Annotated in this window: 21 protein-coding genes; 5 read left to right on the plus strand and 16 right to left on the minus strand. The window is 71.7% G+C overall.

Annotation, left to right across the window (positions count from 1 at the left end):
- Nucleotides 1-44: 44 nt before the first annotated feature.
- Entirely contained in the window at nucleotides 45-1,571 is a 1,527-nt protein-coding gene (locus ACGFZA_RS22445) for a helix-turn-helix domain-containing protein (RefSeq protein WP_385284658.1), read from the plus strand.
- 70 nt (nucleotides 1,572-1,641) lie between these two features.
- On the opposite strand, the gene ACGFZA_RS22450 is transcribed toward ACGFZA_RS22445, so the two are convergent.
- Both ACGFZA_RS22450 and ACGFZA_RS22455 read right to left on the minus strand, forming a co-directional pair.
- Nucleotides 1,642-2,535, minus strand: coding sequence for a glycoside hydrolase family 19 protein (locus ACGFZA_RS22450; RefSeq protein ID WP_385284621.1), 894 nt, complete (start codon nucleotides 2,533-2,535; stop codon nucleotides 1,642-1,644).
- Nucleotides 2,536-2,853: 318 nt separating this feature from the next.
- Nucleotides 2,854-3,786, minus strand: coding sequence for a glycoside hydrolase family 19 protein (locus ACGFZA_RS22455; RefSeq protein ID WP_393681902.1), 933 nt, complete (start codon nucleotides 3,784-3,786; stop codon nucleotides 2,854-2,856).
- A 254-nt stretch (nucleotides 3,787-4,040) separates the two neighbouring features.
- Between ACGFZA_RS22455 and ACGFZA_RS22460 the strand changes: the two genes are divergently transcribed.
- Nucleotides 4,041-5,576: a substrate-binding domain-containing protein gene (locus tag ACGFZA_RS22460; protein ID WP_393681421.1), complete on the plus strand. Its 1,536-nt coding sequence runs from the start codon at nucleotides 4,041-4,043 to the stop codon at nucleotides 5,574-5,576.
- Between the two features lie 182 nt (nucleotides 5,577-5,758).
- Here ACGFZA_RS22460 and ACGFZA_RS22465 read toward each other — a convergent pair whose 3' ends face one another.
- A complete protein-coding gene (locus tag ACGFZA_RS22465) occupies nucleotides 5,759-7,042 on the minus strand; it encodes an adenylosuccinate synthase (protein WP_393681423.1) in 1,284 nt (427 codons plus the stop codon).
- Between the two features lie 186 nt (nucleotides 7,043-7,228).
- On the opposite strand from ACGFZA_RS22465, the gene ACGFZA_RS22470 reads away from it, so the two are divergent.
- On the plus strand, nucleotides 7,229-8,086 hold the full coding sequence (locus ACGFZA_RS22470) for a diacylglycerol kinase (RefSeq protein WP_393681425.1): 858 nt from the start codon (nucleotides 7,229-7,231) through the stop codon (nucleotides 8,084-8,086).
- A 163-nt stretch (nucleotides 8,087-8,249) separates the two neighbouring features.
- Here the strand turns inward: ACGFZA_RS22470 and ACGFZA_RS22475 are convergent, their stop codons facing one another.
- The gene (locus tag ACGFZA_RS22475; protein ID WP_385284664.1) at nucleotides 8,250-8,696 is read right to left on the minus strand and encodes a GbsR/MarR family transcriptional regulator; all 447 of its coding nucleotides are present in this window, start codon (nucleotides 8,694-8,696) and stop codon (nucleotides 8,250-8,252) included.
- 233 nt (nucleotides 8,697-8,929) lie between these two features.
- Between ACGFZA_RS22475 and ACGFZA_RS22480 the strand changes: the two genes are divergently transcribed.
- Entirely contained in the window at nucleotides 8,930-9,868 is a 939-nt protein-coding gene (locus ACGFZA_RS22480; RefSeq protein WP_385284632.1) for an ATP-binding cassette domain-containing protein, read from the plus strand.
- Nucleotides 9,865-11,496, plus strand: coding sequence for an ABC transporter permease (locus ACGFZA_RS22485; protein ID WP_385284635.1), 1,632 nt, complete (start codon nucleotides 9,865-9,867; stop codon nucleotides 11,494-11,496). Before ACGFZA_RS22480 ends, ACGFZA_RS22485 begins: the two co-directional genes overlap by 4 nt.
- A gap of 128 nt (nucleotides 11,497-11,624) precedes the next feature.
- Here ACGFZA_RS22485 and ACGFZA_RS22490 read toward each other — a convergent pair whose 3' ends face one another.
- The 12 genes from ACGFZA_RS22490 to pyrE all read right to left on the minus strand — a co-directional run bounded on the left by ACGFZA_RS22490 (nucleotide 11,625) and on the right by pyrE (nucleotide 24,742).
- Complete coding sequence (locus tag ACGFZA_RS22490; RefSeq protein ID WP_393681428.1) at nucleotides 11,625-12,860, minus strand: cytochrome P450; 1,236 nt, start codon at nucleotides 12,858-12,860, stop codon at nucleotides 11,625-11,627.
- Between the two features lie 296 nt (nucleotides 12,861-13,156).
- Nucleotides 13,157-13,834, minus strand: a complete 678-nt coding sequence (locus tag ACGFZA_RS22495; RefSeq protein ID WP_362539279.1) for a response regulator transcription factor — start codon at nucleotides 13,832-13,834, stop codon at nucleotides 13,157-13,159.
- Nucleotides 13,831-15,144 (minus strand): sensor histidine kinase, encoded by a 1,314-nt coding sequence (locus tag ACGFZA_RS22500; protein WP_393681431.1) that lies wholly within the window; start codon nucleotides 15,142-15,144, stop codon nucleotides 13,831-13,833. The genes ACGFZA_RS22495 and ACGFZA_RS22500 overlap by 4 nt, the downstream gene beginning before the upstream one ends.
- Nucleotides 15,145-15,244: 100 nt before the next feature.
- Complete coding sequence (locus ACGFZA_RS22505; protein WP_385284644.1) at nucleotides 15,245-16,120, minus strand: alpha/beta hydrolase; 876 nt, start codon at nucleotides 16,118-16,120, stop codon at nucleotides 15,245-15,247.
- Nucleotides 16,121-16,218: 98 nt separating this feature from the next.
- The gene (locus ACGFZA_RS22510) at nucleotides 16,219-16,938 is read right to left on the minus strand and encodes an SUKH-4 family immunity protein (RefSeq protein ID WP_393681434.1); all 720 of its coding nucleotides are present in this window, start codon (nucleotides 16,936-16,938) and stop codon (nucleotides 16,219-16,221) included.
- Between the two features lie 94 nt (nucleotides 16,939-17,032).
- Nucleotides 17,033-18,238, minus strand: a complete 1,206-nt coding sequence (gene kynU / locus ACGFZA_RS22515) for a kynureninase (RefSeq protein ID WP_393681436.1) — start codon at nucleotides 18,236-18,238, stop codon at nucleotides 17,033-17,035.
- Nucleotides 18,231-19,079 (minus strand): tryptophan 2,3-dioxygenase family protein, encoded by an 849-nt coding sequence (locus ACGFZA_RS22520; RefSeq protein WP_385284652.1) that lies wholly within the window; start codon nucleotides 19,077-19,079, stop codon nucleotides 18,231-18,233. The genes kynU and ACGFZA_RS22520 overlap by 8 nt, the downstream gene beginning before the upstream one ends.
- Nucleotides 19,080-19,435: 356 nt before the next feature.
- Complete coding sequence (locus tag ACGFZA_RS22525) at nucleotides 19,436-19,849, minus strand: DUF3151 domain-containing protein (protein WP_393681439.1); 414 nt, start codon at nucleotides 19,847-19,849, stop codon at nucleotides 19,436-19,438.
- 266 nt (nucleotides 19,850-20,115) lie between these two features.
- A complete protein-coding gene (locus ACGFZA_RS22530; protein ID WP_393681441.1) occupies nucleotides 20,116-21,624 on the minus strand; it encodes an MFS transporter in 1,509 nt (502 codons plus the stop codon).
- Nucleotides 21,625-21,705: 81 nt separating this feature from the next.
- Complete coding sequence (locus ACGFZA_RS22535; RefSeq protein WP_393681443.1) at nucleotides 21,706-22,869, minus strand: MalY/PatB family protein; 1,164 nt, start codon at nucleotides 22,867-22,869, stop codon at nucleotides 21,706-21,708.
- 98 nt (nucleotides 22,870-22,967) lie between these two features.
- Entirely contained in the window at nucleotides 22,968-23,990 is a 1,023-nt protein-coding gene (gene fbaA / locus ACGFZA_RS22540) for a class II fructose-bisphosphate aldolase (RefSeq protein WP_385289134.1), read from the minus strand.
- A gap of 212 nt (nucleotides 23,991-24,202) precedes the next feature.
- Nucleotides 24,203-24,742 (minus strand): orotate phosphoribosyltransferase, encoded by a 540-nt coding sequence (gene pyrE, locus ACGFZA_RS22545; RefSeq protein ID WP_393681445.1) that lies wholly within the window; start codon nucleotides 24,740-24,742, stop codon nucleotides 24,203-24,205.
- Nucleotides 24,743-24,748: the final 6 nt, after the last annotated feature.

Genomic DNA, 24,748 nt, shown 5'->3' on the forward strand with positions numbered 1-24,748 from the left:
AGGCGAACGTGCACGCGCCGAGGCGGGCGGACGACGTCATACGCATGCACGGCCTGGCCCGGTCGGGCGGCTCGCAGGAGCTGCTGCGCTGGCTGTCGGGGCGGGCCGACGGCTGGGCCGGGCTGCTCGGCGGCGACGGGACCGTCCTGCACGGTGTGGCCCGGGTCCCCGATCCGGCGAGCGCCGGATCGGCCGCCCTCGCGACCGAGTCCGCCAAGGAGCTGACCGCACTCGGAGCCCGCTCCTTCTCCCTCGACAAGGGGGCGCACACCGCGATGCTGTTCACGCTGGACGCGCCGTCCGACGTCCCCGCGCCCGTGCTCGCCGTGGTCGGCAGGCGCCCGCTGCCCGAAGGACTGCCCACGCTCCTCGCCGACGCGGCCCTGCCGCTGGCCATGTGCTGGGCGGCCGAGGCCGTCGAGCGCAAACGCCGTCGCGTCGACCTGGCGGAGTCCCGCGGCCGGGAAGCGGTGCTGCATCTGCTGATGACCGGTCAGCTGTCGATCGCGCACCAGGTCGCGGGCGCCCTGAAGCCCACCCTGCCGGACCCGGTCCGGGTCTGTGTCGTCGAGTGCCGGGGCCGCGACCGGGACGAGGTGGCCCGCATCTGCGCGGACCTCTCCGGCGGGCGGTCCTGGATCGTGCGGTGCCCCGTGTACGCGAGCCACCTGATCCTCATCGTGCCCGCGCAAGCAGGACAGGCGGACGGGCGGCTCGGCCCGCAGGTCGCCTCGGTGGTGGACGACTGCGTCGTCGGCGTCAGCGAGGACGTGCCGCTGGCCGACACGGCGACCGCGTACCGCCAGGCGTTCCACGCACTCGCCGTCGCCCGCGGGCTTCCGGACCGGCACGCCCGCTTCGGCTCCGCTCCCGAACTCGCCCTGGTCGCCGGTGCCGAAGGCGCCCGGTGGGCGGACGCGCTGCTGGCTCCGCTGCTCGCCCATCTGCCGCGACGCGGCCAGGACCCGGGCAGTCAGGAACTGGCGGCGACGCTCGCCTCCTGGCTCGCGTTCTCGTCGCACGCGACCGACCACCTGAAGATCCACCGCAACACCCTGGCCGCGCGGCTGCGGCTGATCGGCGAACTGCTGGATCTGGACCTGGACAAGGTCGCCGACCAGTCCGCCCTCGACCTCGCCCTGCGCATCCGGGCCACGCCCGCCCTGCCGAGGCCCGCACCCCGGCAGGGCAGAGAAACCGTGCCCCGGCAGGGGGAAGCAACCGCACCTCGGCAGCCCGGAGGAACCGTGCCGGAGTCCGTGGCCTCGCTGGACGAGGTCCTGTGCCTGCCGGCGGTCCGTTCCTGGGCGACGCAGCAGCTGCGGCCGCTCGGTGACCCGGGGGCGGCCGGCGGCCCCGCGGATCCGTACACCACGCTCCGCACCTGGCTGGCGCACGAGGCCCAGCTCGGCCCGGCCGCGGCGGCGCTCGGCATCTCCGTGCCCGGGGCGCGCAAACGGCTGACCCGGCTGGAGACCGTGCTCCAGCGCTCGCTCCTGCGGACGCCCAGCGCCCGCTACGACCTGTGGCTTGCGTTCCGGGCGCTGGACCGCGCGGCGGACCGCGGATAGCGGGAACGGGGGGGTGCGTACGGCCCCGGAGGCCGTGCGCACCCCCCGTTCTCCGAGGGCGTTCAGCCGGTCAGCAGCTGAGGTTCGATCCGGCCGTGGTGCCGAGAATCTGCACGAAGGCCTGGTACTTGTCGATCCGGCTCTGGACCTGGGCGGGGTTGCCGCCGTTGCACTCCAGGGAGCCGTTGATGGAACGGATCGTCTCGCCGAATCCGGCGCCGTTCACCATGGCGTTGTGGGCCGTCATGGTGCCGGGTCCGTTCTGGGTGTTCCAGTACCAGAGGCCGGTCTTCCAGGCCACGGAGGCGTTCTGCTCGACCAGGTAGGGGTTGCCCAGCAGGTCGATGCCGAGCGCGTCACCGGCCGCCTTGTAGTTGAAGTTCCAGCTGAGCTGGATCGGTCCACGGCCGTAGTACGCGGCCGTGCCGGCCGGACAGCCGTAGGACTGGCTCGTGTCGCAGTAGTGGGGGTAGTTGGCCGTGTTCTGCTCGACCACGTACACCAGGCCGCCCGTCTCGTGGCTGACGTTGGCGAGAAAGGCCGCGGCCTCCTGCTTCTTCACCGTGTCGCTGCCGGTGTTGGCGAAGCCCGGGTAGGCGCTGAGGGCGGCGGTCAGACCGCTGTACGTGTAGAAGGAGTTGCGGCCCGGGAACATCTGGTTGAACTGCGCCTCGCTGACGACGAAGCCGTCGGACGAGCCCGGGTCGCCCGGATCCGTACCGCCGCCTCCGCAGCTGCCCTGGTCGGCCCAGACGTCGGAGCTGCCCGGGGTCTCGTTCTGGGTCCACCACTTGGCGGTCCAGTTGTGCCCGTTGTACGAGGCGGCGCCACCGCCCGTGTAGACGGAGGAGGAGTTCCAGGGGGACGCGCACTCGGCCGCCGAGGCGGTGGTGGCGGGAAGGACGACGACCATCGCGACGACCGCGCCCAGCGCGGCGAGCAGGCCCATGATGCGTTTGATCATGTGAGCACTCCTTCGGCGCGGCGCACCGAGCTCATCGGTGCGCCGCCATGGGGGGTGCCGACACTCAAGCGCTGCTGGTCTGAACCTGTCAAGGTCTAGACCAACATGAGGAATCCTTCCCGTCACGGACTCCCCAACGGGCGCCCCCGTGAGCCCGTTGGCGCACACCGTCTCCCAACAGGCGTGATACACACGGAAGTCCATGCCGATCGAAGCGTTTTCCGGCGCCGGGCCCGAAGGCAAATACCTTCGGTCCCGTCCAGCATGCGGAACGCGGACTGTTCGGCTGTTCAGTCCGCACGAACCCCCGGTCCGGCCTCAACAGGTCAGACGCGAACCGGGGTCCGTACCGATGATCCCGGTGATCCGCTCGTACCTGGCGACCCGCGCCCGCACGGAGGCGGGGTTGCCCCCGTCGCACTCCAGAGCCCCGTTGAGCGAACGGATCGTCTCGCCGAAGCCCGCACCGCCGACCATGGCATCGTGCGAGGTCATGGTCCCGGGACCGTTCTGGGTGTTCCAGTACCAGAGCGCGGTCTGCCAGGCGACCGACGGATCCCGCTCGACCAGCCACGGGTCGTTCAGCAGATCGAGTCCCAGCGCGTCGCCGGCCGCCTTGTAGTTGAAGTTCCAGCTGAACATGATCGGGCCGCGCCCGTAGTACGCGGACTGCCCGGCCGGGCAGCCGAACGGCTGGCTGTAGTCGCACTTGATCCAGTAGTTGGCCTCGTTGATCTCCTTCACGTACTGCAGGCCGACCGACTCGAAGTCGGCGTGCGTGAGGAAGGCGGCGGCCTCCCGGCTCCGCATCGCCTCGGTCCCGGTGTTCGCGAAGCGCGGGTAGGCGTGCAGGGCGTCGATCAGGCCCTGGTACGTGTAGAAGGGGGCGCGGTCCGGGAAGATCTCGTCGAACTCCGCCTCACTGATGACGAAGTCGGACACCCCTCCCGTACAGGCGCCACGGTCGGACCAGACGGTGGTGGCGCCCGGATTCTCGTTCCGCGTCCACCACTTCGCCGTCCAGTTGCGGCCGTGATGCGCGACGGTGCCGCCGGCCGCGTAGGCGGTCGAAGAGCTCCAGAGAGGCGCGCACGCGGCGGGGGCGGGGGATTCGGCGGCGTGCGCGGGGGCGGGTAACCCGGCGGCGCGCACGAGGACGGGGGATTCGGCGGCGTGCGCGGGGGCGGGGAGGAAGACCGCCGTCGCGACGACGGTGCCCAGTGCGGTCAGAAGGCTCTTGATGCGGTTCAGCGCTGCTCACTCCTTCGGCAGGCGCCCGGACAGGCTCCGGCGTACCGTCCGGGCATCCCGACACCCAATCCCGATTGGTCTGGACCTGTCAAGGTCTGGACCAATTGCTGCCCGTCCGCCTACCGCCCGCCCCCTGTCCGAACGGCGGGCGAACACCTGGCGACGGAAGGCGGTACTGACCCGCGCCCGCCCCCGGCGCTGCATACGGTGACCCGCACTCGTACAGACGTCCGGCAGCCGAGGGGGAACGGGCCGTGGAGTGGTTCAGCGCCGAGAACATCGTGGCCGTATTCACCGCCGTGCTGGGCGTCCTCGCCTCCGTGGGCGTGCTCTGGTACGAGCGCCGTGTCCCCCGCCGCAAACGCATCGGCTACCGGGTGCAGATGGACACCCCGATCGGCAGCGAGGTCAGCCAGGCGCGGGCCAACGTACGGCTCGGCCTGTTCGACGAGACCCCAGACATGGCGGACGCCACCCTCGTCCTGCTCCGCATCGAGAACGACGGCTCGCAGTCCATCGACCGCGGCGACTACACCGGACCGGACGGGCAACTCCACGGGCTGGTAGTCGAATTCACCGAACGCCGGGTGCGGGGCATCGCCGTCACCCACTCCCCGGGCGCCGACCACCTCATGGACCACTTCACCCCGTCCGAGGGACTCCGGGGCAGCGGGTCCCTGATCCGGCTGCCGCGCGTCCCGCTCAACCGGGGCGAGCACTTCAAACTCCTGGTCCTGCTCACCGGTTCACGCGTCGGCAGCCCCGTCCGGATCACCGGCGGCATCCGGGACGGCGAGGTGCGGCCGAACACGGCGGCCCGCCCGGACGAGAAGCCCCCGCTGTTCGGCCGGGCCGCCCGGTTCATCACCGTGGCCCTCACGGTCTGCGTCGTCACCCTGGCCTCCATCATCCTGGTCCGGGACGACACCCCGCCCCCGATCGGCTGCGCCCGCGGCGAGCTGACCGTGACCGGCTCCACCGCCTTCGAGCCGGTCCTGGACGAACTGGCGGAGAAGTACGGCAAGGCGTGCGAGGGCGCCACGATCACCGTGGACCCGCACGGCAGTACCGCCGGGATAAGAGAACTGGCCGAACGGGGCGCCCGGGCCGGGAAGTCCGGCTCGCCCGCCCTCGTGGCCCTCTCCGACGGCCCCAAGCCCAGCGGCTTCCCGCAACTGCGCGAGAACCGTGTCGCCGTCTCGCTCTTCCGCCTGGTCGTCAACGACAGGGTTCCGCTGAAGAACCTCAGCCGCGAGGCGATCCGCTCGGTCTACCGCGGCGACATCCGCAACTGGAAACAGCTCGACGGCCCCGACCTGCCCGTCCTCCTGGTCAGCCGGGACGCCAACTCCGGTACCCGCGAGGTGTTCCAGCGCCGCGTCCTGGGCCGCAACGAACCCGCACAGTCCTCCCGCGACTGCACCACGAAGGACGATCCCGAGGCCCAGGTCATCCGCTGCGAACTCGACTCCACCGACCAGGTCCTGACCGAGGTCGGCCGGCTCGACGGCGCGATCGGCTACAGCGAACTGCGTACGGGGACCAAACCGGCCGGGGCGCACCAGATCGCCATCGACGGCGCCGCCCCCTCCGTCGACACGATCGGCACGAGCACCTACCCGTACCGGGAGATCGAATACGCGTACACGTACGGCAGTCCGCCCGCCGACTCGCTGGCCTCCAGCTTCCTCTCCTACCTCAGCCGGGGCAGCGGGCAGGACGTCATCCGCACCCACGGCCACCTGCCGTGCGCGACTCCGGAGGGGCTGAGGATCTGCGGGGAGGACTGAGGCGGGCCATCGCGAAGGCAGGGAGCGGGAGGGCCGGGAGCGGGAGGGCCGGGAGCGGGAGGACGGTTGAGCAGGAGGGCCGGGCTCCGGGGGCGGGTGGACAGAAGGGCCAAGGTCCGAGGGCGGGCAAACAGAAGGGCCGGTGCGCTTTCGCGTCCCGGCCCTCCTCCGCTCCCGTATGCCTACAGGAACGAGTTGATCTCGATGGTCTCGGTGCGGCCGGGGCCGACACCGATCGCGGAGATCGGGGCGCCGGACATCTCCTCCAGCGCCTTCACGTACGCCTGGGCGTTCTTCGGCAGGTCGCCGAAGGTCTTCGCCTTGGTGATGTCCTCGGACCAGCCCGGCAGCATCTCGTAGATCGGCTTCGCGTGGTGGAAGTCGGTCTGGTTGTACGGGAGCTCCTCGACGCGCTTGCCGTCGATCTCGTACGCCACGCACACCGGGATCTGCTCCCAGCCGGTCAGCACGTCCAGCTTGGTGAGGAAGAAGTCGGTCAGGCCGTTGACCCGGGTCGCGTACCGCGCGATCGGGGCGTCGAACCAGCCGCAGCGGCGGTCACGGCCGGTGGTGACACCGCGCTCGCCACCGATCCTGCGCAGCGCCTCGCCGTCCTCGTCGAGCAGCTCCGTCGGGAACGGACCGGCGCCGACACGGGTGGTGTACGCCTTGAGGATGCCGATGACCCGGCTGATCTTCGTCGGGCCCACGCCGGAACCGGTGCAGGCGCCGCCCGCAGTCGGGTTCGACGAGGTGACGAAGGGGTACGTGCCGTGGTCGACGTCGAGCAGCGTGCCCTGGCCGCCCTCGAAGAGGACGACCTTGCCCTCGTCGATGGCGTTGTTCAGGATCAGCGTCGTGTCGGCGACGTAGGGCTTGATCTGCTCCGCGTACTGGAGCATGTCCTCGACGACCTTGCCGGCCTCGATGGCGCGCCGGTTGAAGACCTTGGCCAGAAGCTGGTTCTTCTGCTCCAGGGCCGCCTCGACCTTCTGCTCCAGGATCGACTCGTCGTAGAGGTCCTGGACGCGGATGCCGACCCGGTTGATCTTGTCCGCGTACGTCGGGCCGATGCCGCGCCCGGTCGTACCGATCTTGCGCTTGCCGAGGAACCGTTCCGTCACCTTGTCGACCGTGACGTTGTACGGGGTGATCAAATGAGCGTTACCGCTGATCAGCAGCTTGGACGTGTCCACGCCGCGGTCGTTCAGCCCACTCAGCTCGGAGAGCAGGACCGCAGGGTCGACGACGACACCGTTACCGATGACCGGGGTACACCCCGGTGACAGGATTCCGGAGGGGAGGAGATGAAGTGCGTACTTCTGGTCACCGACGACCACCGTGTGGCCGGCATTGTTGCCGCCTTGGTAGCGCACCACATAGTCCACGGATCCACCGAGGAGGTCGGTGGCCTTTCCCTTGCCCTCGTCACCCCACTGAGCACCGAGCAGCACAAGTGCGGGCACAGGCGTACACCCCTTCCGGGCGGGGCATGTCCAAGGTCAGGGGGCGTACGTAAACGCCGTACATGCCGTACGACGTTGTACGACAAGGCCTGAACCGTCGAACCGGGTGCCCCGGAATAGACGAAGCCCCTGGCGCAATAGCGCAAGGGGCTCTTGCACCAAGATGCTACCCGAGGAAGGACCGAGGTGTCGGCTGCCCAGCCCCCCGGTAACGGTGCGCCCCATCTGCTGGTGGTGATCGATCCGGTCGCCCGCCGGACGGACGGCGAGTCCGTCCGGATCGCAAAAGACGTGTTGAGCGCCGGTTCGCAGCTCAAGATCTGTCTCCCCGACGGACCCGAGGAGTTCGCCCGGGCCCTGTCCCGCCGGGGTACCCGAAGGCCGGTGGTCATAGGCGACGACCGGGCGCTGCGGCGCGCGGTGACCCTGCTCCACCGGGAGCGAGAACCAGCCATGAGCGCCATGTCGCTCATCCCGGTCGGTGCCGCGGCGGCGCTGGAACTCGCGCATTCACTCGGCGTGCCGAAGGGCGCGGTGGCGGCGGCGCGTACGGCTCTGGACGGCGCGGTGCGCCGGCTGGACCTGCTGGTCGACGACAGCGACGGCGTCGTCCTGGGCGCGCTGCGCATTCCGCCCCTGAGCCGCGCCCCGGGCACGCAGTCGGACCGCACGGGTGTCACCGCGGTCTGGGACACCTGCCGCTCCCTGGTCCGCACCCTGGTGCACCCCGCGCCCTCGGAGCCGGCGGCCCCACCGGCCACGCACCGGCTGCGCGTCGAGGTGGACGGCGTCGTGCTGAACGATCTGGACCGCCCGGTCGAATCGGTGACGGTAACCTCGGGCAGCGGCGACGACGGCCTCGCCGAGGTGACGATCCACGCGCCGGACGGCGCTCCGGTGACCACGGAGGCCAAGGCCGTCACGGTGTCCGGCGCGGACTTCCGCTACCGGGCGGACATACAGGTCGGCGGCCCGGTGCGGACCCGGACGTGGACGGTGCGGGCGGGGGCGTGGGGGCTGATGCTGCCGGTGGCGGAGGGCTGAGCGGGGCCTTGGAGGCCGATGCCGGCAGGGGCGGAGGACCGAGCGTGGGCCTGGTCGAGGCGATGGGCCGGGCGCGAACCGGGAGGCCGACGCTGCCCGACGGCGGAGGACCAGGGACGGGGGCGGCCGAAGCACCTGAACGGCGCACCCCTCGGTCCGCCGTTCAGGCGTCCGATGCGTCGTCGGCCGGCGGCAGGTCGAGGGTTTTCCGGTGGGCCTCCCAGCGGTCCATCATCGCGCCCAGCTCCGACTGCATGAACTCGAAGAAGGCCGCCGTCTCGGCGATCCGGGCGCCGGCCGGTGTGTGCTCCCCCAGCGTCCGCGCGCCGTCCCTGAGGGTCTGTTCCCAGCGGGTGAGCACCCGGTCGCGACTGGCGAAGGTGGTGTACCAGATCTCGTTGTGCAGCCGGTAGCGATCGCGGCGTGAGCCCGGTTCGCGTTCGCGGCCGACCATGCTGACCTGGGTGAGGTAGCTGACCGCACCGGACACGGCGGCCGGGCTGATCTGCAGGGCCAGGGCGAGCTCGGCCGAGGTCATGGAGGCGTCGTCGTCGGCGAGGAGGGCGGCGAAGACGCGGGACGCCATCCGCTGCATTCCCGCCTCGGTCATCTCGGACGCGAAGCGCTCGACGAACCGCGAGACCGCCTCCGGGTCACGCCCGTCCCGTACCTCGCGCCTCCGGGCCACGTCCTGCGGTTCTCGTGCGCCCTCTGCGGATTCGCTGACCACCCGTGCCTCGTCCCTTCCGCGCCCCGGCTCCTGTCACTCGCCCGAGTCACTCATCCGAGTTTATACGCTTCCTTAACTTCACAAATTTGTGAACGTAGCGTACGTTCAAAATCATGACGAAGGCAATCACCGTGGCCGGACTGCACAAGTCCTTCGGCCGGACACATGCGCTGGACGGGCTCGACCTGACCGTCGAGTCCGGTGAGGTCCACGGTTTCCTCGGGCCCAACGGATCGGGGAAGTCCACCACCATCCGGGTCCTGCTGGGCCTGCTGAGGGCCGACTCCGGTGCGGCCCAGCTGCTCGGCCGGGACCCGTGGCGCGACGCGGTGGAACTGCACCGGCGAGTGGCGTACGTCCCCGGTGACGTCACCCTGTGGCGCAACCTCTCGGGCGGCGAGGTGATCGATCTGTACGGGCGGCTGCGCGGCGGTCTCGACGACGCCCGGCGCGCCGATCTCGTCGACCGGTTCGAGCTCGACCCCACCAAGAAGGGCCGGACGTACTCGAAGGGCAACCGGCAGAAAGTGGCCCTGGTCGCCGCGTTCGCCTCCGATGTGGACCTGCTGATCCTGGACGAACCGACCAGCGGTCTCGACCCGTTGATGGAGGAGGTCTTCCAGAGCTGCGTCGCCGAGGAGCGCGACCGCGGGCGGACGGTCCTGCTCTCCAGCCACATCCTCAGCGAGGTCGAGTCGCTCTGCGACCGGGTCAGCATCATCCGGCAGGGACGGACGGTGGAGACCGGCTCACTGGCCGGCATGCGCCACCTGACGCGGACGAACATCACCGCCGAGCTGGCCACCGAACCCGAGGGGCTGGCGGGGCTGCCCGGGGTGCACGCCCTCGACGTCCAGGGGCGTCAGGTCACGCTCCAGGTCGACACGGACCGGCTGGACGCCGTCCTCAAGTCGCTCTCCGCTTCCGGCGTCCGGTCCCTGACCAGCACGCCGCCCACCCTGGAGGAGCTCTTCCTGCGGCACTACACGGCGGACGCGGAACAGGACGCCGGACAGGGTGCGGGACACGGCGCGGGGGTGGCCGCGCGATGACTGCCGCGACCATGGCCGTGACGACCGGGACCGGGCGCCGGGCCGGAACGGGGCAGCTCGCCGGGACCTGGACCCTGCTGAGGCTCGCCCTGAGGCGCGACCGGATCATCATGCCGCTCTGGGTGATCGTGCTCGGCGGATCGTTCTCCTCCGTCGGGACGTCCATCTCCTCGCTCTACGACACGGCCGGGCGCCGTGCCGAGCTCGCCGCCTCGATGAACGGCAACAGCTCGGTGCGCGCGATGTACGGGCCCGTGTTCGGCGACTCCGTGGGCGGGCTCGTCAGCTGGCGCATGATCGCCTTCGGGTCCGCGCTGGCCGCGGTGATGAGCCTGGTCGTCGTCGTGCGCCACACCCGGGAGGAAGAGGAGACCGGCCGTCAGGAGATGCTCTCCTCCGCCATGGTGGGCCGCCGGGCGCCGCTCACCGCGGCGCTGCTCGCCGCGCTGGTCGCCAATGCCGCGCTGGCCCTGATGATCGTGGCAGGCATGGCCGGGTCCGGGGCGGGCGGAGCCGGAGCGGTGGCGCTCGCGCTGTCCGTCGCCGGGGTCGGAGCGCTGTTTGCCTGCACCGCGGCGATCGCCGCGCAGTTCACCGAGAGCGCGCGGCTCGCGAAGGGGCTGACCGCCGCCGTGATCGGTGCCGCGTTCGTTCTGAAGGCGGCGGGCGACTCCGCGACGGACGACGGCTCGTCCGTCCTCACCTGGCTCTCCCCTCTCGGCTGGGCGGAGAACACCCGGCCGTACGCGGACGAGCGGTGGTGGGTGCTCCTCGTGATGGCCGGCGCCGTGGCCACGCAGTGCGCCGTCGCGTACGCGCTGACCGGGCGCCGCGACGTCGGCATGAGCTTCCTCGCCACACGGCCCGGTCCGGCCCGGGGCCGGATCTCCAGCGCCGCCGGCCTGGCGGTGCGCCTCCAGCGCGGTGCGCTCCTGGGGTGGACGCTGTCGTTCGCCGCGGTCGGCGTCGTCTTCGGCGGGCTGACCGGCGGCGCCGCCGATCTCGTCGGGGACAACGAGAAGACCAAGGAGATCTTCGAGCGGATGGGCGGACAGTCAGGTCTGACCGACGCCTTCCTCGCCTCCATGGTCTCCGTGCTCGGCACGGTGGCCGCGCTGTACATCGTCTCCTCGGTGCTGCGGCTGCACGGCGAGGAGACCGCCGGGCGCGCGGAACCGGTGCTCGCGGGCGGGGTCGGCCGGATCGGCTGGGCGGCCGGCCATCTGCTCATCGCCTTCGGCGGCGCGGCCCTGATCATGACGGTCGGCGGCCTCGGCCTGGCGGCGGGTTACGGACACGAACTCCCTGCCGTGCTCGGTGCTTCGCTGGTGCAGCTGCCCGCCGTCTGGCTGCTGGGCGGAGTGTCGGTCCTGCTGTACGGGGCGCTGCCGAAGGCCGCCGCTGCGGGCTGGGGACTGGTGGGGCTCTGCCTCGCGCTGGGCTGGATCGGCCCCGCCCTGGACCTGCCGCAGCCGGTGATGGACATATCGCCGTTCACGCACCTGCCGAAGCTTCCGGGGGCGGCGGGCATGGAATGGGGGCCGGTGGTGCTGCTCACCGCGGTCGCGGCGGCACTGGTCGCGGGCGGCCTGGCGGCACTGCGGCGACGCGACATGCTGAGCGGCTGAGGCGCCGGACCGGGAAAGGGTTGCCGGACCACAGAGGCCACCCGGGAAAGGCGGGGCGGGGCCGCAGGCCGCCCGGACGGGGGAAAAGGCCGGGCCGGGGCCGCAGACGCCGCCCCGGCACCTCCCCGTCAGAGCTCGACGCGCAGTTCCTTCACGCCCCTGATCACATAGCCCGGGTTCCACTCCGGTTCGGAGATCAGCCGCATGCCCGGCGCCCTGCGCAGCAGTTCACCGAAGGAGGCAGCCAGTTCCGCCCGGGCCAGCGGCGCTCCGAGACAGAAGTGGATGCCCGCGCCGAAGGTGATGTGCGGGTTCTCCTGCCGGGCGAGGTCCAGGGTGTCCGGGTCGGCGAAGCGGGCGGGGTCGCGGTTGGCCGAGCCGAAGAGCAGGGCCACCTCCGAGCCGCGCGGGATGACCGTGCCGTCGATCTCGATGTCGTCGAGCACCCAGCGCTCGAACATCTGCAACGGGGTGTCGTACCGCATCAGCTCCTCCACCGCGGTGGGCAGCAGCCCGTGGTCCGCCCGCAGCGCGGCCAGCTGCTCCGGGTGGCGCAGGAGCGTCCACCAGCCGTTCACGGTGGTGTTGACGGTCGCCTCGTGTCCCGCGTTCAGCAGCAGGACGCACGTGGAGACCATCTCCTGCTCGGTCAGTCGCTCGCCCTCGTCATGGGCGGCGATGAGCGCGGAGATGAGATCCGTACCCGGGTTGCCTCGCCGCTCGGCGATCAGCTCGCGCAGGTACGCGGAGAAGTCGAGGGAGGCGCGGACGGCCGCGCGGGCGGTCTCCTCGGACGGGTTGAGTTCGAACATTCCGCAGATCGCCGCCGACCAGGGCCGCAGCGGAGCACGGTCGGACTCCGGGATGCCCAGCATTTCGGCGATCACGGCGACCGGCAGCGGTTCCGCGACCGCCGTCAGCAGATCGCCCCCGCCCTGGGCGACGAAGTCGTCGACAAGTCCGTTGGCCAGGCGCTGGACGGTCGGAAGGAGCTGTTCGACGGTGCGCGGGGTGAACGCTTTGGAGACGAGCCGGCGGATCCGTGTGTGGTCCGGCGCCTCAAGGTCCAGCAGCCCCTGCCCGTTGAGCGTCTCGAACGGCTCGTGCGCGGCGGGCGGCGGCGTCCGGCCGAATTCCTCGTGCGTGAACCGGTGCAGATAGGTCCGGCCCAGCCGCCGGTCTCGGAGCAGTCCCGACACATCGGCGTAGTGCGGGACGAGCCACTGTCGGGTCGGCTCGAACCAGTGCGCCCGGCCGGTGGCGCGCAGCTCGGCATAGGCGGGGTACGGGTCGGCGACGAACGCCGCCGACCAGGGGTCGAACGGGGCGTCGGGGCCGGGGGCGGAGGGAGTGGGCTGGTCCATGGACCGACGCTAACCGGCCACCCGCGCCCGGGCCAGCCCTGCCCCCGGCACGGGTCCCCTCGCCCGGCGCGGCCCGCTTCTCACTGACCTGCCGCCCGCTCCCCGCCCCTGCCGCTCGCCTCACGTACCCGCCGCCGGCTTCACGTCCTGGCTGCTCACCTCACGTCCCCGCTGCCCCGCACACGTGCGCGGGCCCACCTCGCGCCGACGCAGGCCGCCTCCCCACCGTGCCGGACCTCGTCCCAACGGCACAGCCCGCGCCGCCGGCGCCACCCGCCCCACCGTGCCGGACCGCCTCAGGACGGCGTGACCAGCCGGGCCTCGTAGGCGAAGACGGCCGCCTGGGTGCGGTCGCGCAGGCCCAGCTTCACCAGGATGCGGCTCACATGCGTCTTGATCGTCGACTCCGCGACCACCAGGTGCGAGGCGATCTCCGCGTTCGACAGCCCCTGGGCGATCAGGACGAGCACCTCCGTCTCGCGCTCGGTGAGATCACCGATCTGAGCGAGGGCCGGTGGCCGCGGCGCCGCCGCGAGCTTGGAGAACTCGGTGATCAGCCGCCGGGTGACCGTGGGGGCCAGCAGCGCCTCGCCGGAGGCCACCACCCTCACACCGTCCGCGAGTTGCCGGGCGGAGGCGTCCTTGAGGAGGAAGCCGGACGCACCGGCGCGCAGCGCCTGGTAGACGTACTCGTCGAGGTCGAAGGTCGTGAGCACCAGCACCTTCGCGTCCGCGTCGGCGGCGACGATCTCGCGGGTGGCCTCGATGCCGTTGAGTTCCGGCATCCGGATGTCCATCAGCACCACGTCGGGCCGGAGCGCCGCGACCTGGGCGACGGCCTGGCGCCCGTTGACCGCCTCGCCCACGACCTCGATGCCCGGCATCGCGTTGAGGAGGACCGAGAAGCCCTCGCGGACCATCATCTGGTCGTCGACGATCAGCACCCGGATCGGCGCGGCGGCGGGGGCCGTCATGACTGCTCCTTGTGGGCGCCGGAGGGCGCGTCGGAGGGGGCGGTCTGCACGGGGATGAAGGCGGTGACCTCGTAACCGCCTTCCGCGGTCGCCTCGGCCGTCATCTCGCCGTTCAGCATCGCCACCCTCTCCCGCATGCCCGTGATCCCGTGCCCGGCGCCGGGCGAGGGCTTCACCGGACCGGTCGGCGGACCGTTGACGACGCGCAGCCCGAGCCCGCCCAGCACGTAGCCGATCTCGACCTTGGCGGTGGCGCCCGGTGCGTGCCGCAGGCTGTTGCTGAGGGCTTCCTGAATGATCCGGTACGCCGACAGTTCCACGCCCTGCGGCAGCTCGCGCACCGCACCGGTCACGGTCTTCTCCGCCGGCAGCCCGGCCTCGCCGACATTGGCGAGGAGCCCGTCCAGCTCGGCCAGGGTGGGCTGCGGGGCGTCCGGCGCCTCGTAGTCCTCGGCCCGTACGACGCCCAGGACACGGCGCAGTTCGGTGAGGGCCGCGACGGCGTTCTCCCGGATGGTGACGAAGGCCTGTTCCAGCTCCGGCGGCGGGTTCTGGACCCGGTAGGGGGCGGCCTCGGCCTGGATCGCGACGACCGACATGTGGTGGGCGACCACGTCGTGGAGCTCACGGGCGATGGTGGTGCGCTCCTCCAGCAGCGTGCGCCGGTCGCGCTCGACGGCGGTGACGGTGCGCTGCACGGTGACCTCGCGCTCCGCCTCCCGGCGGACCTGCACCACGGTGACCACCAGCAGCGCGAACGCGGAGACCACCGCCATGGCCGCGGTGGACGGCGCGGAGTCCCATCCTGCGGCGTTCTCCAGGAGCGTGCCGAACAGCACGGTCAGGCCCCACATCCAGGCCGCGGTGCGCGGCCTGGTCCTCGCCGCGACGACGGCCAGCACCACCAGGTGCGCGAAGAAGGAGCTCGGCCCCCACGGCCCGTCGCCGCCACCGACGACCATGGTCACCGGGACGAGCGCCATCGACATCCAGAACGCCCCGACCGGCCTGACCAGCGTCATCGCGACGCAGACGGCGGGCAGCAGCCCCGACACGAGGACTCCGGCGTTGCCCGTGAGGGAGAACCCCATCATGAAGGCGAGCAGCGCGGCCGCCAGGACCACCGCGTGCGGCGTCCACTCGGCACGCGCCCGGAGCCGCTCCGGCAGCCTCCGGGTCAGCACCCCGTCGGTCCGCATCGGCGGCAGCGGACGGTAGGCGAACGCGTCGTGGATGAGGTCCTGGCGCAGGCCGCCTATCGCCCCTGCGGCCACCCGGAGCTCCGGGCTTCTGGTCTTGGTGTTGGTCACGCTTCCACGGTAGGGGGCGCGGCGTCCGGGGTCGTCAGCACCGATACGGATCCTGAACCGTCCGTCGCAAGTACTACCCGGGTCCCCCGTCCACGTGGTCTCACCAGGCCAGCTGGGCGATCTCCTCGGCGACGACGGCGCACGCGTCGGCCGCCGGGTCGATCAGCGGGAAGTGTCCGACGTCCGGCAGCAGCGTCAGCCCCACCGTCTCGCCCTCCTTCGCCGCCGCGTCGACGAACGCCTCCGAGACGGCCTGCGGAACGGTGAGGTCGGTGGTGCCCTGCACGACGGCGGTCGCGATGCCGGTGGGCAGCAGCAGGGCCGGGTCGGCGTGCGCACCGCGTTCGGCGAAGTCCTCCTCGCGCCCCAGGAACTGCCCGATCGCCCCCGAGCACACGTCCAGGGCGACGGCCGCGGTGAAGTCCGCGATCGGGGCGAGCGCGACCACGCCGCGCAGCGCGGGCGGGCGCGGCAGCCGCCACGGGGAGCCCTCCGGGAGGACGTGGCGGGCGGCGGCCCACAGGGCCAGCTGCCCGCCCGCGGAGTGCCCGGTGACGACGATCCGGCGGGCGTCCGCCGCGGGAAGGTGCCGCGCCAGGAGTTCCGGCAGCGCGTCCATCGCCGCGGCGACGTCGTCGAAGGTCTCCGGCCAGCGGCCCGCGACGGGGCCGGTACCCCGCTGCTGCGGGAGCTCGCTGCCGCGCCGGTACTCGACGCTGGCGACGGCGAAGCCGCGCCGGGCCAGGAAGTCCGCGAACGGCGACACATGGAGCCGGTCGTACGGTGCACGCCATGCCCCGCCGTGCAGAACGACCACGACGGGTGCGCCGACGCGCTCGTCGCGCGGGGCGTAGAAGTCGATCACCTGGTCCGGGTGGCTGCCGTAGGCGGCGGAGACATCGGGGGCGACCACCGGATGCGAGAACGCCGACTCGGTCTCGGCTGCGTCCTGATCACGCGCGGCAGAATCCGACATGCTGCTCCAACCGTCCCTGTGACATGCCCAACTGGCTTGACCTGCGGGGACGGTATCAGTACGGAGGCGCCCTCCTCCCCGCGGCAGGTGATCCGGCGTCAGACCCGGCCGGGCCGGGAGTAGTACCTGCCGTACAGCCCGTCCCGGAAGTCGCCGAAGAAGTAGACCCAGAGGCTCTCCCTGGACTCCTCCTCGGAGAAGGCCACCGGGTCGACGCGGGCGAACTCGGCCTGGATCCCGTCGGCGAAGCGGGCGAGTTCGGCATACGGCGTGCTCCGGTCGGCGGGCGGCGTGCTCCGGTCGCCACCGGTCCGCTCGCGGTCCACCTTCAGCGCCCGTCGGTGCAGCAGTTCCAGCAGGTGCCGGAGCGAGGAGAGGTCGGTGTGGACCGGGCGCAGGTCCCCGTCGAAGAGCTCCCTCGCGTCGGGGACTGCGTGCACCGTGCCGTCGCCGAGGTGGAGGAAGAGGTACCAGCCCTGGACCGCTCCGAAGAGGAGCAGTACGCCGGACTCCTCCTCGATCATCTCCACTTCGTCCCCGAGGTCCACCACGGGGCGGCCGCCCTCGACCGCACAGCCGTCCGCGGTGAGGACCGGGGCCAGCCGGAACGGGCGCTGCGGGAAGCCGATGTCGCACAGCGCGCGAAGGTCCTCGGGGCGGTGCACCACATCGGCGAGGACCTCGCGAGAGGCCCGGACGTACCCGGCGAGGCCGCCCGGGTCCTCACCATCGGCGTCGATGCCGCCACCGGAGTTGATGTCGGCGTCGGTGTCGGTGTCGGTGTCGGTGTCGGTGTCGGTGTCGGTGTCGAAGAGCATCCGGTGCCACCCCCTGGACGTCGACCGCCGTCGCGGCCACGGTGCTGCTGGTCCGGCGACCGGGGCGAGCCGGTCGCCGGACTGATCCGGCAGCCTACGCCGCCGGAGCGGCCGTACCGGCCAACACGTCCGCGAGCACGCGCGCCGCACGTTCCGCGTCGGCGAACCCCACGTACAACGGGGTGAAGCCGAACCGCAGCACATCCGGCCGCCGCAGGTCCCCGACGACGCCGCGCGCGATGAGTGCGCCCATCACGGGTTCGGCATCGTCGCAGCTCAGCGCGACCTGGCTGCCGCGTTCCGCGTGGGAGGCCGGGGTGACGGAGGTGACCCGGCCCCCGGGGGCGTACGCGTCGACGCACTCCAGGAAGAAGTCCGTCAGTGCCAGGGACTTGGCCCGGACCTCGTCGATCCCGACCCCGTCCCAGACGTCGAGGGACGCCTCCAGCGCCAGCATGGACAGGATGTCGGGGGTCCCGACCCTGCCCCGTACGGCGCCGTCCGCGGGTGTGTATCCGGGGGTCATCGCGAACGGGTCGGCGTGCGACGTCCACCCCGGCAGGGGCGAGTCGAAGGCCGTCTGATGGCGCTCGGCGACGTACAGGTACGCGGGCGAACCGGGGCCGCCGTTGAGGTACTTGTACGTGCAGCCGACCGCCAGGTCCACCCCGTGCTCGTCCAGTCCGACGGGCAGCGCGCCCGCACTGTGGCACAGGTCCCAGACGGCGACCGCGCCCGCGGCGTGCACGGCCGCGGTGAGGCCGGGCAGGTCGTGGAGCCGGCCCGAGCGGTAGTCGACGTGGTTGAGCAGGACCGCGGCGGTACGCGGGCCGAGCGCGCCCGGCACGTCGGCGGGGGCGACCGGGACGATCCGGTGGCCGGTCATCCGGGCCGCCGAGGTGGCGATGTACCCGTCGGTGGGGAACGTAGAGGCGTCGACCAGGATCTCGTCGCGGCCCCCGGGCGCCAGCCGGGTCGCGGCGACGACGGCCTTGAAGACGTTCACGCTCGTCGAGTCGCCGACGACGATCTGGCCGCCGGCCGCCCCGACGATCGGCGCGATGCGGTCGCCGATCCGCTCGGGCGCGGTCCACCAGCCGCTCTCGTCCCAGGACCGGATGCGCAGCTCGCCCCACTCGCGGGTGAGGACCTCCTGCAGCCGGGCCGGCACGTGGCGGGGCAGCGCGCCGAGCGAGTTGCCGTCGAGGTAGACGGTGTCGTCGAGAGTGAACAGCTTGCGCAGCGGAGCCAGTTCGTCCGCGGTGTCGAGCGCCTGTGCGCGCTCCTGGAGGTCAGACATGGCTGCGGGCCGTCCAGAGCTCGGGGAACACGTTCTTCGTGGCGCGCTTCTCCAGCCAGGCGACCCCGGCGGAACCACCCGTCCCGGTCTTGGAACCCATGGCCCGCCGGGTCGCGACGAGGTGGTCGTTGCGCCAGCGCCACACGAGCTCGCCGACGTCGGTGAGCGCCTCGCCGAGGCGGACCAGCTCGTCGTGCTGGTCCGGGTTGGCGTATATCTCCGCCCAGACGGCCTCGACCTCGGGCGACGGCTCGTACTTCTGCGTGAGGTCGCGGCCGAGCACGGCCTCGGGCACGGCGTGGCCGCGCCGTGCGAGGAGGGCGAGCGTCTCGTCGTACAGACCCGGCTCCGCCAGGGCCTTCTCCAGTTCGGCATGGACGCGGGGCGCACCCCGGTGCGGCACGAGCATGGACGCGGACTTGTCGCCGAGCAGGAACTCCATCCGCCGGTACATCGCCGACTGGAAGCCGGAGCCCTCGCCGAGCGCGGACCGGTAGGAGTTGAACTGGGCGGGGGTGAGCTGGGCGAGCGGCGTCCATGAGGCGTTCAGCGCCTCCAGCTCCCGCACGGACCGCTTCAGCGCGTCGCGTGCGACGTCCAGCCGGTCCTGGCGCAGGGCGTGCGCGGCGGTCTCCCACTCATGGACGATGACGGTGAACCACAGCTCCATGACCTGGGTGGTGACCAGGAAGACCATCTCGCCGGGGTCGTCCGAGCGGAGGTGCTGGAGGTGGGTCAGGACATCCGCCTGGACATAGTCCTCGTACGGAGTCGTTCCCGCGAAGTCGAGGTGCGGGGTCTGCGCACCGGTGGCTTCGGGGTCGGGGTGAATCGTCGACATCGCTGTCTCCTCGACACGAGCTTCCGGGTAGCGGTCCGCCCCCACCGTGAGGTGGTGGAGCTCCGGTCCCCTGCCGGCATCCTAACGACCTCTCCCGCGAACGGCAGCGGCCCCGTGGACGGTGATCGTCCACGGGGCCGGCATGATCCGGACGAGAGACCTAAGGGCTGTCCCGCAATTCCTGGTGGATCAGCGCGCGGCGTCAGATGCGGTGCATCGCAAGGCGGAGGGGCGCCCGCATACTGGATGTATTCGGGCGTTCCGACGACGGAGGGGGTCCCCCCGTGCCGTTGAGGCTACGGGGGAGAGGTGCCGTAGCTGTCGTCGTGCGCCCGCCAGGAATCGCGGGACAGCCCTTAGCCGAGAGTCTCGGCGGCGGTCGGCGAGGAGTCGCGGAGGAACGTCGAGCAGCGCTCGTACTCCTCCTGCTCCCCGATCGACTGCGCGGCGCGCGCGAGGGCGTGCAGGGCGCGCAGGAAGCCGCGGTTCGGCTCGTGCTCGAACGGCACGGGACCGTGGCCCTTCCAGCCGGCCCGGCGCAGGGCGTCGAGCCCGCGGTGGTAGCCGGTGCGCGCGTAGGCGTACGACTCGATGACCCGGCCGCCCTCGAACGCCTCGTCGGCGAGCTGCGCCCAGGCCAGCGAGGAGGTCGGGTACTTCGCCGCGACGTCGGCGGGCGCGGTGCCGGCGGCCAGCATCTCGCGCGGTTCCGGGTCGTCGGGCAGGTGGGTCGGGGCGGGGCCCCCGAGCAGGTTCTCGTGGATCGACATGGTGCAAGTGTGCCTGGCACCGGGGCCGCCCGGGCACACGGTGCGCACAATGGCCGTGAACGCGCCGGGGCTGAGGGCTGTCCCGTAATCCCTGGCGGATCAGCGCGCGGCGTCAGATGCGGTGCATCGCAAGGCGGAGGGGCGCCCGCATACTGGATGCATTCGGGCGTTCCGACAACGGAGGGGGTCCCCCCGTGCCGTTGAGGCTACGGGGGAGAGGTGCCGTAGCTGTCGTCGTGCGCCCGCCAGGGATTACGGGACAGCCCTTAGCGACCGGTTTCCGGTGCGGGTTCGAGTGGGGGGCTCGTGACGCCGCAGTTCACCGTGCACTCCGGCTGCACGGTCTCCTGCACGGATGCCGGCGGTGTGCGCACGGTCGCCCAGGCGATGAGGGAGCCGAGCACCAGCAGCCCGGCACACATCGGCATGGCCCGCCGGAAGGTCGCGGCGAACTCCCCGGCGTCCCGGTAGGCCTCCGGCCCCATCCCGGCGAGCAGGGGCAGGGCGGCCACCGCGATCAGCCCGGCGGCGCGGGCCGCCGCGTTGTTGATTCCGCTGGCGAGACCGGCCCGGGTGGTGTCCACGGAGGCCAGGACGGTCGCGGTGAGGGGCGCCACGAGGGTGACCAGGCCGACGCCGAGGACGGCGACGGCGGGGAGTACGTCGGTCAGGTATCCGGTCACGGTGTCGGACCCCGGCCCGACGCGCAGCATCAGCAGCATCCCGGCGGCGGCGATCAGCGGACCGGCGGTGAGCGGGATACGGGGGCCGATGCGCCGGCCCAGCTCGCCGGACCGGGCGGAGAACAGCAGCATCAGGACGGTGGTCGGCAGCAGTGCGGTGCCGGCGCCGAGCGCGGAATACCCCGCCACGACCTGGAGCTGGATGGCCGAGAGGAAGAAGAAGCCGCCCAGCGCCGCGTAGACGCAGAGCGTGACGAGGTTGACGGCGGTGAACTGCCGGGACGCGAACACCGACGGCGGCAGCATGGGATCCGGCCGCCGCCGCTCGACCTGGACGAACGCGGCGCCGAGCAGCACCCCGCCCACCGCTGACCCGATCACCGCCGGGGACGCGCCCTGCCCCGGCGCCTCGATCAGCGCGTACGTCACCAGCGCGAGCGCGACGGCCCCGAGAGCCGCACCCAGGACATCGAAGCGGCCGTGCTGGTACGGGTCCCGGGACTCCGGTACGTGGCGCAGGGCGACGGGTACGCAGATCGCGGCGAGCGGCAGGTTGAGCAGGAACACCCACCGCCAGCCCGGCCCGTCGACGAGCCACCCGCCGACGAAGGGGCCGACGGCGGCGCCGACCCCGCCGAGCCCCGACCACAGCCCGACCGCGCGGGCCCGGTCGTCCGGGTGGAAACTCGCCTGGATCAGAGCGAGCGACCCGGGGGTGAGCAGGGCACCGCCGACGCCCTGGAGGGCGCGGGCGGCGATGAGCACGTCGGCGTTCGGCGCGACACCGCAGAGCAGCGAGGCGGCGGCGAACCACACGACGCCGATGACGAAGACCCGCCGTCGCCCGTACCGGTCACCGAGCGCACCCCCGAGGAGGATCAGCCCGGCCAGGGTCAGCATGTAGGCGTTGACGGTCCACTGGAGAGCGGCCAGGCCGGTGCCGAGGTCCTCGCCGATGCGGGGCAGGGCGACGTTGATGACGGTGGAGTCGAGCATGGCCATGCTCGACCCGAGCACGGTCGTGAGGACGACCCAGCGGCCGGTGGGGGAGGCGACACGAATGCCGGTGGGACCTGCTGAGCTCTCCGCCATGGCCTCAGCATCGCAAACTCAAGCCCGTCCAGCCCGTTCAAGCCGCGCATCGCCTCGCCCTCCCGGGCCCCCGGACAGCCCTTAGGGCGCCCGTACCGCCTCCACCCCGCGGATCAGCGCCGCGATCCCCGCCTCCACCTTGCTCCGCGCGCACCCCACGTTCAGCCGTACGAAGCCCTCCGCCCCGTACACGCTCCCCGGCATCACCGCGACGCGTTCCCGCTCGACCAGCACGCGCTGGAGCGCCTCGTCGTCCTGTACACCCGCCCGCCGCAGATCGATCCAGGCCAGGTATCCGGCCTGCGGCGGCTCCCACTCCAGACCCGGGAACGCCGCGTTCAGCCGTTCGGCGACCAGTGCCAGGTTCCCGGCGACATACGCGCGCGCGGCATCCAGCCAGGCCGCGCCGTCCCGGTAGGCGGCGATGTGCGCGGTCAGCGAGAGGACCGCCGGCGAGGCGAGGCCCTCCGCGGTCTCCATCCGGCGCAGATACTCCGTCCGGTCCTCCGCTCGGCCGATGAGTCCGTACGAACCGGTCAGTGCCGGGAAGTTGAACGCCTTCGAGGCCGAGGTGATGAGCGCCCAGCGCCCGTCACCCCCCACCCGCGTCCACGGCACGTGCGGGCGCCCGTCGTGCACGAAGTCCGCGTGGATCTCGTCGCTGATCACGGCGACCCCGTGCCGTGCCGCGAGGGAGGCCATCTCGACGAGCTCCGCCTCCGTCCACACCCGCCCCGACGGGTTGTGCGGCGAACAGACCACGAGGACCTTGCTGTCCTCCCGCGCGAGCTCCCGCTCCAGCGCGGCCGTGTCCCCCAGACCCACGCCCCGCAGTTCACGACCGAGCCCGGTGACCGCCTTGCGGAAGCCGTCGTACGTCGGGGTGTGGACGACCACGCCGTCGCCCTCGGCCGTCCACATCTGGAGCAGCTGCGACAACTGGCTGAGCACGGACGGCCCGTACACCAGCCGCTCGGTGTCGATCGTGGTGTCGTACCGCGTCGCGTACCAGTGGGCGATCGCCGGACGGAAGTCGCCCAGCCGCCAGTCCGTGTAGCCGAACACGCCGTGGCCGAGCCGGTCACGCAGGGCGGCCAACACCTCGGGGGCCGTCTCGAAGTCCATGTCCGAGATCGTGAACGGCAGCAGTCCGTCCACACCGAACCGGTCCGCGACGCCGTCCCACTGCACACTCCAGGTGCCGCGCCGGTCGATGACGGTGTCGAAGTCGTAGGACGTGCTCACAGCTGTTTCCTCACATCGTTCCTGCCGGGCACGGACATGGCGTGGGCCCGGCACCCCAAGGGGATACCGGGCCCACGCAGACATCCGTACGGACGGACTTACTTCAGCTTGGTGCCGGTGGACCGCAGGTTGGCGCAGGCCTCCGTGACGCGCTTGGCCATGCCGCCCTCGGCGGACTTGCCCCAGCTGCGCGGGTCGTAGACCTTCTTGTTGCCGACCTCGCCGTCGACCTTCAGGACGCCGTCGTAGTTGCGGAACACGTGGTCCACGATCGGGCGGGTGAAGGCGTACTGGGTGTCGGTGTCGAGGTTCATCTTCACGACGCCGTTCTCCAGCGCGGTGGCGATCTCCTCGGCGGTGGAGCCGGAGCCGCCGTGGAAGACGAAGTCGAACGGGGACGCCTTGCCGTACTTGGCGGCGACGCCCTCCTGGAGGTCCTTGAGGAGCTCCGGACGCAGGACGACGTTGCCCGGCTTGTAGACGCCGTGCACGTTGCCGAAGGACGCGGCCAGCAGGTAGCGGCCCTTCTCGCCCAGACCGAGCGCCTCGGCGGTGCGCAGCGCGTCGTCGACGGTCGTGTAGAGCTCGTCGTTGATCTCGTGGGTGACGCCGTCCTCCTCGCCACCGGTCGGGGTGATCTCGACCTCAAGGATGATCTTGGCGGCGGCCGCCTTGGCCAGCAGCTCCTGGCCGATGGCCAGGTTGTCGGCCAGCGTCTCGGCCGAGCCGTCCCACATGTGGGACTGGAACAGCGGGTTCAGACCCTTGGCGACGCGCTCCGCGGAGACCTCGATCAGCGGACGGACATACGTGTCCAGCTTGTCCTTGGGGCAGTGGTCGGTGTGCAGCGCGACCGTGATGTCGTACTTGGCGGCGACGATGTGCGCGAACTCGGCGAGGGCGACAGCGCCCGTGACCATGTCCTTGTTGTACTGGCCGCCCAGGAACTCCGCCCCACCGGTGGAGATCTGAACGATGCCGTCGCTCTCGGCCTCAGCGAAACCGCGCAGCGCAGCGTGCAGGGTCTGCGTCGACGTCACATTGATGGCCGGGTAGGCGAACTTGCCTGCCTTCGCCCGGTCGAGCATCTCGGCGTAGACCTCGGGGGTTGCGATGGGCATCTGTCCGCTCCTTGGGATGTGCGGGTGTGCGTTGCTGGTTCCCTGACCTGGGGGCGACGTCATCGTCGCCCCCATCTTCCCAGACTCTGGCTTCGGCTCCACCCGGTGTACTCCCCCAGCGTTCGCGGGCTCCCGCTGCAGGGATACGACAAGGGGGGTCGGTTTCACGTGAAACCGACCCCCCTTGAGGGAAACCGCAGGTCAGAGCAGCGTCAGGACAGATCGAGGTCCGGAACCGAGTAGACGTGAACGTACGGAAGGCCCGCCTCGGCGATGGCCGGAGCCGCGCCCCGCTCCACGATCACGGCGACGGCGACGACCTCGCCGCCCGCCTCCCGCACGGCCTCGACGGCGGTCAGCGGCGAGCCACCGGTCGTCGAGGTGTCCTCGACGACCAGGCAGCGGCGGCCCTTCACGTCCGTGCCCTCGATCCGGCGCTGCATGCCGTGGGCCTTCTGCGCCTTGCGCACCACGAAGGCATCCAGCTCCTGCCCGCGAGCGGCGGAGGCGTGCAGCATCGACGTGGCGACCGGGTCGGCCCCCAGCGTCAGCCCGCCCACGCAGTCGTAGTCCAGCTCCGCGGTGGCGTCGAGCATGACCTGACCGACCATCGGAGCGGCCTTGCCGTCCAGCGTGATGCGGCGCAGATCGATGTACCAGTCGGCCTCGAGACCGGAGGAGAGCGTCACCTTGCCGTGAATCACGGCCTTGTCCTTGATCTGCTGCAACAGCTCAGCACGTACGTCAGTCATGGCTAC

It is taken from the genome of Streptomyces sp. NPDC048211 (genome assembly GCF_043202315.1).
GTDB lineage: Bacteria > Actinomycetota > Actinomycetes > Streptomycetales > Streptomycetaceae > Streptomyces.

Excerpts from the sequence above, each read along its gene's own strand:
- ACGFZA_RS22445 (WP_385284658.1), top strand. The coding sequence starts at position 45 with ATGCACGGCCTGGCCCGGTCGGGCGGCTCGCAGGAGCTGCTGCGCTGG.
- ACGFZA_RS22450 (WP_385284621.1), bottom strand. The coding sequence starts at position 2,535 with ATGATCAAACGCATCATGGGCCTGCTCGCCGCGCTGGGCGCGGTCGTC.
- ACGFZA_RS22475 (WP_385284664.1), bottom strand. The coding sequence starts at position 8,696 with ATGACCGAGGCGGGAATGCAGCGGATGGCGTCCCGCGTCTTCGCCGCC.
- ACGFZA_RS22480 (WP_385284632.1), top strand. The coding sequence starts at position 8,930 with ATGACGAAGGCAATCACCGTGGCCGGACTGCACAAGTCCTTCGGCCGG.
- ACGFZA_RS22485 (WP_385284635.1), top strand. The coding sequence starts at position 9,865 with ATGACTGCCGCGACCATGGCCGTGACGACCGGGACCGGGCGCCGGGCC.
- ACGFZA_RS22490 (WP_393681428.1), bottom strand. The coding sequence starts at position 12,860 with ATGGACCAGCCCACTCCCTCCGCCCCCGGCCCCGACGCCCCGTTCGAC.
- ACGFZA_RS22495 (WP_362539279.1), bottom strand. The coding sequence starts at position 13,834 with ATGACGGCCCCCGCCGCCGCGCCGATCCGGGTGCTGATCGTCGACGAC.
- ACGFZA_RS22505 (WP_385284644.1), bottom strand. The coding sequence starts at position 16,120 with ATGTCGGATTCTGCCGCGCGTGATCAGGACGCAGCCGAGACCGAGTCG.
- ACGFZA_RS22510 (WP_393681434.1), bottom strand. The coding sequence starts at position 16,938 with ATGCTCTTCGACACCGACACCGACACCGACACCGACACCGACACCGAC.
- kynU (WP_393681436.1), bottom strand. The coding sequence starts at position 18,238 with ATGTCTGACCTCCAGGAGCGCGCACAGGCGCTCGACACCGCGGACGAA.
- ACGFZA_RS22520 (WP_385284652.1), bottom strand. The coding sequence starts at position 19,079 with ATGTCGACGATTCACCCCGACCCCGAAGCCACCGGTGCGCAGACCCCG.
- ACGFZA_RS22525 (WP_393681439.1), bottom strand. The coding sequence starts at position 19,849 with ATGTCGATCCACGAGAACCTGCTCGGGGGCCCCGCCCCGACCCACCTG.
- ACGFZA_RS22530 (WP_393681441.1), bottom strand. The coding sequence starts at position 21,624 with ATGGCGGAGAGCTCAGCAGGTCCCACCGGCATTCGTGTCGCCTCCCCC.
- fbaA (WP_385289134.1), bottom strand. The coding sequence starts at position 23,990 with ATGCCCATCGCAACCCCCGAGGTCTACGCCGAGATGCTCGACCGGGCG.
- pyrE (WP_393681445.1), bottom strand. The coding sequence starts at position 24,742 with ATGACTGACGTACGTGCTGAGCTGTTGCAGCAGATCAAGGACAAGGCC.